A 6,185-nucleotide genomic window follows, 5' to 3' on the forward strand; every position below is an offset into this window, starting at 1 on the left:
GGCTGTTCTGGCTGGCCGCACTGGCGGCCGGGGAGCCGACGGCGAGCCCGGCCGTCGCCACGGTGACGCGCATCGTCGTCGTCGGGGACACCGCGGCGAAGTGCATGCCACCCGACCCCGCGATGCTCGCCCGGGTCTCGCTGGCTTTCGCCGGAACCGTCGAACGGATCGCCGGCGGCACCGCGGTCCTGCGCGTCACCCACCGGTACGCGGGCCCGCCCACCGATGTCGTCGAAGTCGCGCAGAGCGACGGCAACAGCGAGGCACTGATCGGGGCGACGGTCTTCGAGCCGGGCCGGCAGTACCTGGTCGCGGCTACCGACGGGCAGACTCTGGTCTGCGGTTACAGCGGTCTGGCCACACCCGAGCTGCAGGCCCTCTACGACGCGGCGTTCTGAGCCCGGGTGGCCGCGAGCGAGCCGAGCATGGCCAGCGCGTCGGCCGACGGGCTGCCCGGCGCCGCGTGGTAGACGACCAGCTGCTGCCCGGGCGCGGACCGTACGTCGAACGTGTGCATGGCCAGGGTCAGCTCGCCGACCTCGCGGTGCACGAGCCGCTTGGTCTCCAGCGTCTTGCCGGTCACGTCGTGGCGGGACCACAGGTGGCGGAACTCCTCGCTGTGCTCCGACAGGGTGCGCACCACTGTGGCGACGCGGTCGTCCGCCGTTGCCGTCCCGGCGGCCAGCCGCAGGGCGCCGACGCTGCTGCGGGCCACGGCCGCCCAGTCGGCGTAGAACGCGCGCGCCGACGGCTCGAGGAAGACGGCGTGGATCAGGTTGCCGCGCTCCTCGACGTCGGCGAACAGCGCCTCGGCGAGCGGGTTGCGGGCCAGGATGTCGTACTCGCGCCCGAACACGATCGCCGGGTTGTCCCGCCACGCGCCGAGCAGCTCGACCAGGGCCGGATCGGGGAGCTCGGCCGAGGCCGGCAGCGGGGCCACGGGTAGCAGCCCGGCCAGCCGGTACGCGTGCATCCGCTGATCGTGGCTCCACCGCAGCACCCGGGCCAGCGCGTCGAGGATCTGCGGCGACGGATGCCGTTCCCGGTCCTGCTCGAGGCGGACGTAGTAGTCCACGCTCATGCCGGCCAGGGCGGCCACCTCCTCGCGGCGCAGCCCGGTGACCCGCCGTCCGGTCGTGGCGGGCAGGCCCACCTGCTGCGGGGTCACCTCGGCCCGCCGGGCCCGCAGGAAGTCGCCCAGCATCCCGTCCCTGGTCATGACCGATTGTCCCCCGGCGAACGGCGGCGCAGCACCATCCCGGCGTGGTGCAGGACGCCGTTGATGAAGTCGCCGTCGGCGGTGAAGCCGGTGTCGTCGACGTAGTCGATGTGGTCGCCGCTGACCTCGTACCGGCCGGTGTACGCCCGTTCCCGGCGGCCGCGCGCCTCGACGTAGCGGCCCTCCGGCAGCAGTTCGTGGCGGATGGCTCCGTCGGCGGTGACCCACATGCCGGCGTACGGGTGGGATGGCTTTGTCATGAGCTCCACGCTAGGAGCCCCGCGGCCGCGCGGGGAGGGTGCGTCGCACCCACCCAGCGGTGTGGTCAGCACTATATTTACGAACGGTCGGTCTTATTGTACGGTGACGGCATGACCCAGGACGGCCGGCTGATCCGCGGCGAGCGCACCCGCACCGCGGTGCTCGATCAGGCCCTGGCGCTGGCCACGGTGGCCGGCCTCGGCGGCCTGTCGCTGAGCCAGGTCGCCGACGCGCTCGGCGTCAGCAAGTCCGGCCTGTTCGCGCACTGGCGGTCCAAGGAGGCGTTGCAGCTCGCGGTGATCGAGCACGCCCGGGCCCAGTGGACCGAGCGGATCATCCGGCCCGCGCTGGCCGCGCCGCGCGGGGTCCGCCGGCTGTGGGCGGTGCACGACACCCGGCTGTCCTTCTACGAGGCCGAGGTCCTGCCCGGTGGCTGCTTCTTCGCCAACGCGCACTTCGAATACAACGCCCGCCCCGGCGTCATCCGCGACCGGCTGGCCGCCGAGCTGACCGACTGGATGACCTTCCTGACCGGCCTGGCCGCCGACGCGGTCGCGCTGGGCGAGATGCGGCCCGGCGCCGAGCCCGAGGGCATCGCCTACGAGACCGAGTCCCTGGGTGTCTGCGCCGTGATGCAGGCACCCGTGCTGGGACGAGACGTGACCTTCCGGCGCGCCCGCCGGGCGCAGCTCGAGCACCTGCGCGCGCTGGCCACCGACCCGACGATCCTCCCGGAGCTGACATGACCACCGCGACCGAGACGCTGCCGCACGGCGGCGTCGTCCCCATGCCCGTGCACTTCGACGACCTGGACGCCATGGGCGTGCTGCACAACTCCCGCTACGCCGTGCTGGTGGAACGCGCGATCGTGCTCTGGTGGGCCGCGCGGGGCGTCTCCTTCTCCGGCGGCCGGCCCACCACGCCGGACGCCTTCAACGTGGTCCGCGAATACTCCGTCACCTTCCACCGCCCGGTCCGCGGCACCGGCGAGATCAGCGTGCACTTCTGGCTGGAGAGCATGGGCACGACCAGCGCGGACTACCGGTTCCGGGTGACCTCGGCCGACGGCGCCACGGTCTTCGCCGAGGGCCGCCGGGTCAACGTGCGCCTGGACCCGGCCACCATGCGCCCGGCCCCGTGGACCGAGCACGGCCGCACCCTCGGCTCGGAGCTGCTGCGCGGTTGATCTACTCGAAGAACTTGAGACCCCAGCCGGTGTCGGAGTTGGCGCCCGGCACGTTGGCTCGGCTGTAGACGGTGTTGCCCCACCACGCGAAGGTGCCGGTGTACCAGAACCGGTTGCCCCACGTGTACGGCGTGCCCTTCGGTACGGCATGGAACATCAGCGGGAAGCGCGGGCCGGCCGGCGGGCTGGTGGCGATGTCGCCGTTGAGCAGCACGAAGCTGTGGTGCCCGGGGCCGTTGACCGACAGCGTCGGATCCCAGCCGGCCATCATCGTGGCGCGCTGCGAGCCGAAGAGGCAGCCGTTGGACTTGTACCAGTCCCAGACGTAGGCCGGGTCCCCGCCGGCGCGCAGCCGCAGGTCGGCCAGGCAGTACTGCTCGCTCCAGCTGCCGTTGGCGGAGTAGACGATGTGCAGCTGCCCGTTGGGGTCGCGGATCGGTTCGGGTCCTTCGTTGATGAACGGGTTGCCGACGACGCGCTCCCAGGGCTCGCGCGGCTGGGAGATCACGTACCGGCCGCCGGTGGGGGTGGTCGGGCTGCTCATCCGGGCCAGGTAGATGTTCTGCTCGACGTTGGTGTCACCGGCCCAGCCGGACCACACGAACCAGCGCTGGCCGTTGAAGGTGAACAGCGCGCCGTCGATGGCCCACTTGTTGTCCGGCAGCGCGAGCTGGGTCTCCGCGGTGTAGCCGGAGTCCGGAGCGGCCGAGCTGATCGCGTACATGCGGTGGGCGGCGCCGGTGCCGGCCGAGAAGTAGATGTAGTAACGGCCACCGTCCACGACGATCTCCGGGGCCCACACCTCGCCCCGGCCGCGGCTGTCGGACCACACCTGCCGGGCCGGAGCGGCGGCGAGCCCGTCCGGGGACGAGGCCCGGCGGACGGCGATGCCGCCGTTCAGCGACTGCGCCGAGATGTAGGTGCCGCCGACGCGGATCACGCTGGGGTCGGCGGCCCGGATGCTCTGCGCCGCGTCGGCCGTACGGGCGCTGGACAGGGCGAAAGTGGCGGTCAGGGCCAGCGCCAGGGCGGCGGTGGCGAGACGTGACCTGCTCATGGGCGGTTCCCGCTTCTGCCTCCGCTTCGACGCCGTTGCGGTGGGGGCCGCACGGGGGTGGCGTCCGGTGGGGATGCGCCGGAGGCGTCGGGGGGAGATCCCGGACCGGTGCGCGCGGCGGGGGTGCCGGAGAGCGCTCCCTGAGGATTTCCCGTTCCGGGCGGGAAGTCAATGCATCGACACCTGTCACTGACTGGGCAGGCCCGCGGGGTAGAGCGAGTCGAGCAGATCGGCGTACCGGGTCTCGACCGCGCGGCGCCGTACCTTCAGCGACGGGGTGAGGTCGCCGCCCTCGACGGCCAGGTGGTGGTCGAGGACCAGGAACTTCTTGATCGTCTCCCACGGCGCCAGCGTCGCGTTGAGCTGCTCGACGTAGCCGCCCACGGCCTCGGTCAGCTGCGGGGAGCGGGTGATCCCGGCGTAGTCGGTGTCGCCGAGCCCGTGCCTGGGGGCCCAGGCGCGTACGGCGTCCGGGTCGAGGTCGATCAGGGCGGTGATGTACTTGCGTCCGTCGCCGTGCACCACGATCTGGCTCGCCAGCGGGCAGATCCCCTTGAACCGCGCCTCGATCGTCTGCGGCGCCACGTACTTGCCGTTCGAGGTCTTGATCAGGTCTTTCTTGCGGTCGGTGATCCGCAACGAGCCGGCGGCGGTGATCTCGCCGATGTCGCCGGTGTGCAGCCAGCCACCGGCCAGCGCCTCGGCGGTGGCCCCGGGGGCGCCGTGGTAGCCCTGCATCACGCCGGGGCCGCGGACCAGGATCTCCCCGTCCTCGGCCAGGGCGACGCCGGTGCCGGGCAGCGGCAGTCCCACGGTGCCGTACTCCGGGCTGCCCGGCCGGTTGAAGAACGTGGTGGCGCAGGTCTCGGTGAGGCCGTAGCCCTCCAGCACTGGCAGGCCGACGGCGTCGAACCACTCACCGATCTCCGTCGACAGCGCGGCCGCCCCGGAGATGAAGAAGCGCAGCCGGCCACCGAACCGGCTCCGGACGCGCGCGAGCACCAGCCGGTCGGCGATGCGGTGCTGGACGGCGAGGAACCGGCCCGGCCGCTCGCCCCGCCGGCGCAGCCGGGACACCCGGATCCCGACCCCGATGCCCCAGCGGAACAGGCGGGCGGTCACGGGGTTGCCGGACTGCACGGTGGCGAGGACCCCGGCGTACACCTTCTCGAAGATCCGCGGTACCGCCGGGATGATCGTCGGCCGGACCACCGGGAGCCGCTCGACGAGCCGGCCCACGTCGCCGTCCACAGCGAACGCGAAACCCACCGAGAGCTGGCAGGACAGCAGGGCCTTGCCGAAGGCGTGGGCGAGGGGCAGCCAGAGATAGCCCAGGTCGTCCGGGCCCAGGAAGCCCATGGCCTGGATGGCCAGGCCCTGGTAGATCCAGCTGTGGTGGGTGACCCGGACGCCCTTGGGCAGCCCGGTGGTGCCGGAGGTGTAGATCAGCGTCGCCAGGTCGTCGGCCCGGATCGCGGCGCAGGCCTCGCGTACCACGGCGGGCTTCGCGGTGAGCAGCTCGCGCCCCCGGGCGCGCAGCTCGGCCAGGGTCAGCACTCGGCCGTCTCCGTCGCCGGGCGCGCCGTCGATGAGCACGGCATGCTCGACCGGCGAGCCCGCGGCGAAGACCTTGGCCAGCTGCCCGGCGTGCTCGACCACCGCGAAGCGGCTCGCCGAATCGGTGAGGATGTGCGTGACCTCGGCGGCCGAGCTGCTGGGGTACACCGTGGTCGTGGCGCCGCCCGCGCACATGACGCCGAAGTCGGCCTCGATCCACTCGGTGCGGGTGCCGGCCAGGATCGCGACCCGTTCCTGCGCCCGCAACCCGAGGTCGAGCAGGCCGGCGGCGATCTCGGTGACCGCCGTACCGGTCTCGGCCCAGCTCTGCGACCGCCACCCGCCCTCGCTGTCCAGGCGCCGGTAGGCCTCCGCCCCGGGCGTGCGGGCCACCCGGTCGAGGAACATGGCGCCGAACGACGCCGGCTCGGTGCGCCGCAGCTCCGCCAGGCGGGCCTCCTCGGCGGTGCTCGCGCGGCAGCTCGTGGACGCCGTCACGGTGCTCGTCGGCATGCTGCATCCCTCTCCGTCGACCCCTCCATCATCCGTCAGCGCGGGGGGCGGCGGCAGCGGACCCGCTCAGCCGGGACGCAGGACGCCGAGCAGGAAACGATCGGGGCGTACCGCGGTGACCGTGCCGGCCGCCCCGCGGAGCAGGCCGTCGAGGTCCTCCACGGCCAGGCAGCCGGGCGCCGGATCGGCCAGGTCCAGGGCCAGGTGGACCGCGCCGGGACGCTCGGCCTCGGGCACCCGGCGGGGATCGCAGCCGTGACCGAGGAAGGCCCACCGGTAGCCGATCACGTCGTCGAGCCGGACGGGCGGGCCGCCGGCCACCCGCACCCATGGGTTGGCCAGTACGTGCCCCGCCTGCGGCAGCGGCCCGGCCACGGCGCGAGGCAGGCGGC

8 protein-coding genes are annotated in these 6,185 nt (G+C 73.1%); 3 read left to right on the forward strand and 5 right to left on the reverse strand.

Annotated elements, in window-relative coordinates; all coding sequences use genetic code 11:
- A partial coding sequence (locus AB0C29_RS28905) for a hypothetical protein (protein ID WP_360826462.1) occupies nt 1–398 on the forward strand: 398 nt, incomplete at its 5' end.
- Here AB0C29_RS28905 and AB0C29_RS28910 read toward each other — a convergent pair.
- Together AB0C29_RS28910 and AB0C29_RS28915 are read right to left on the reverse strand one after the other, a co-directional pair.
- The gene (locus AB0C29_RS28910; RefSeq protein ID WP_360826465.1) at nt 380–1,219 is read right to left on the reverse strand and encodes a helix-turn-helix transcriptional regulator; all 840 of its coding nucleotides are present in this window, start codon (nt 1,217–1,219) and stop codon (nt 380–382) included. The two genes, AB0C29_RS28905 and AB0C29_RS28910, sit on opposite strands and share 19 nt — an antisense overlap.
- On the reverse strand, nt 1,216–1,479 hold the full coding sequence (locus AB0C29_RS28915; RefSeq protein ID WP_360826468.1) for an Atu4866 domain-containing protein: 264 nt from the start codon (nt 1,477–1,479) through the stop codon (nt 1,216–1,218). The genes AB0C29_RS28910 and AB0C29_RS28915 overlap by 4 nt, the downstream gene beginning before the upstream one ends.
- Nucleotides 1,480–1,590: 111 nt before the next feature.
- Here AB0C29_RS28915 and AB0C29_RS28920 point away from each other — a divergent pair, with 111 nt between their 5' ends.
- Both AB0C29_RS28920 and AB0C29_RS28925 read left to right on the forward strand, forming a co-directional pair.
- Complete coding sequence (locus tag AB0C29_RS28920) at nt 1,591–2,226, forward strand: TetR/AcrR family transcriptional regulator (RefSeq protein ID WP_360826471.1); 636 nt, start codon at nt 1,591–1,593, stop codon at nt 2,224–2,226.
- The gene (locus AB0C29_RS28925) at nt 2,223–2,666 is read left to right on the forward strand and encodes a hotdog domain-containing protein (protein ID WP_360826474.1); all 444 of its coding nucleotides are present in this window, start codon (nt 2,223–2,225) and stop codon (nt 2,664–2,666) included. Before AB0C29_RS28920 ends, AB0C29_RS28925 begins: the two co-directional genes overlap by 4 nt.
- A gap of 1 nt (nt 2,667) precedes the next feature.
- Here the strand turns inward: AB0C29_RS28925 and AB0C29_RS28930 are convergent, their stop codons facing one another.
- From AB0C29_RS28930 to AB0C29_RS28940, 3 genes are all read right to left on the reverse strand, one after another.
- Nucleotides 2,668–3,723: a glycoside hydrolase family 43 protein gene (locus tag AB0C29_RS28930; protein WP_360826477.1), complete on the reverse strand. Its 1,056-nt coding sequence runs from the start codon at nt 3,721–3,723 to the stop codon at nt 2,668–2,670.
- A 186-nt stretch (nt 3,724–3,909) separates the two neighbouring features.
- Nucleotides 3,910–5,793, reverse strand: coding sequence for a long-chain fatty acid--CoA ligase (locus AB0C29_RS28935; protein ID WP_360826479.1), 1,884 nt, complete (start codon nt 5,791–5,793; stop codon nt 3,910–3,912).
- Nucleotides 5,794–5,859: 66 nt separating this feature from the next.
- Nucleotides 5,860–6,185: hypothetical protein (locus tag AB0C29_RS28940; protein WP_360826482.1), on the reverse strand; the 326-nt coding region annotated here is incomplete at its 5' end.

It is taken from the genome of Actinoplanes sp. NPDC048791 (genome assembly GCF_040650095.1).
Taxonomy (GTDB): Bacteria; Actinomycetota; Actinomycetes; order Mycobacteriales; family Micromonosporaceae; genus Actinoplanes.

Bases quoted from the DNA above. Each gene is read 5' to 3' on its own strand.
- AB0C29_RS28910 (WP_360826465.1), bottom strand. From the start codon at position 1,219: ATGACCAGGGACGGGATGCTGGGCGACTTCCTGCGGGCCCGGCGGGCC.
- AB0C29_RS28915 (WP_360826468.1), bottom strand. From the start codon at position 1,479: ATGACAAAGCCATCCCACCCGTACGCCGGCATGTGGGTCACCGCCGAC.
- AB0C29_RS28920 (WP_360826471.1), top strand. From the start codon at position 1,591: ATGACCCAGGACGGCCGGCTGATCCGCGGCGAGCGCACCCGCACCGCG.
- AB0C29_RS28925 (WP_360826474.1), top strand. From the start codon at position 2,223: ATGACCACCGCGACCGAGACGCTGCCGCACGGCGGCGTCGTCCCCATG.
- AB0C29_RS28930 (WP_360826477.1), bottom strand. From the start codon at position 3,723: ATGAGCAGGTCACGTCTCGCCACCGCCGCCCTGGCGCTGGCCCTGACC.
- AB0C29_RS28935 (WP_360826479.1), bottom strand. From the start codon at position 5,793: ATGCCGACGAGCACCGTGACGGCGTCCACGAGCTGCCGCGCGAGCACC.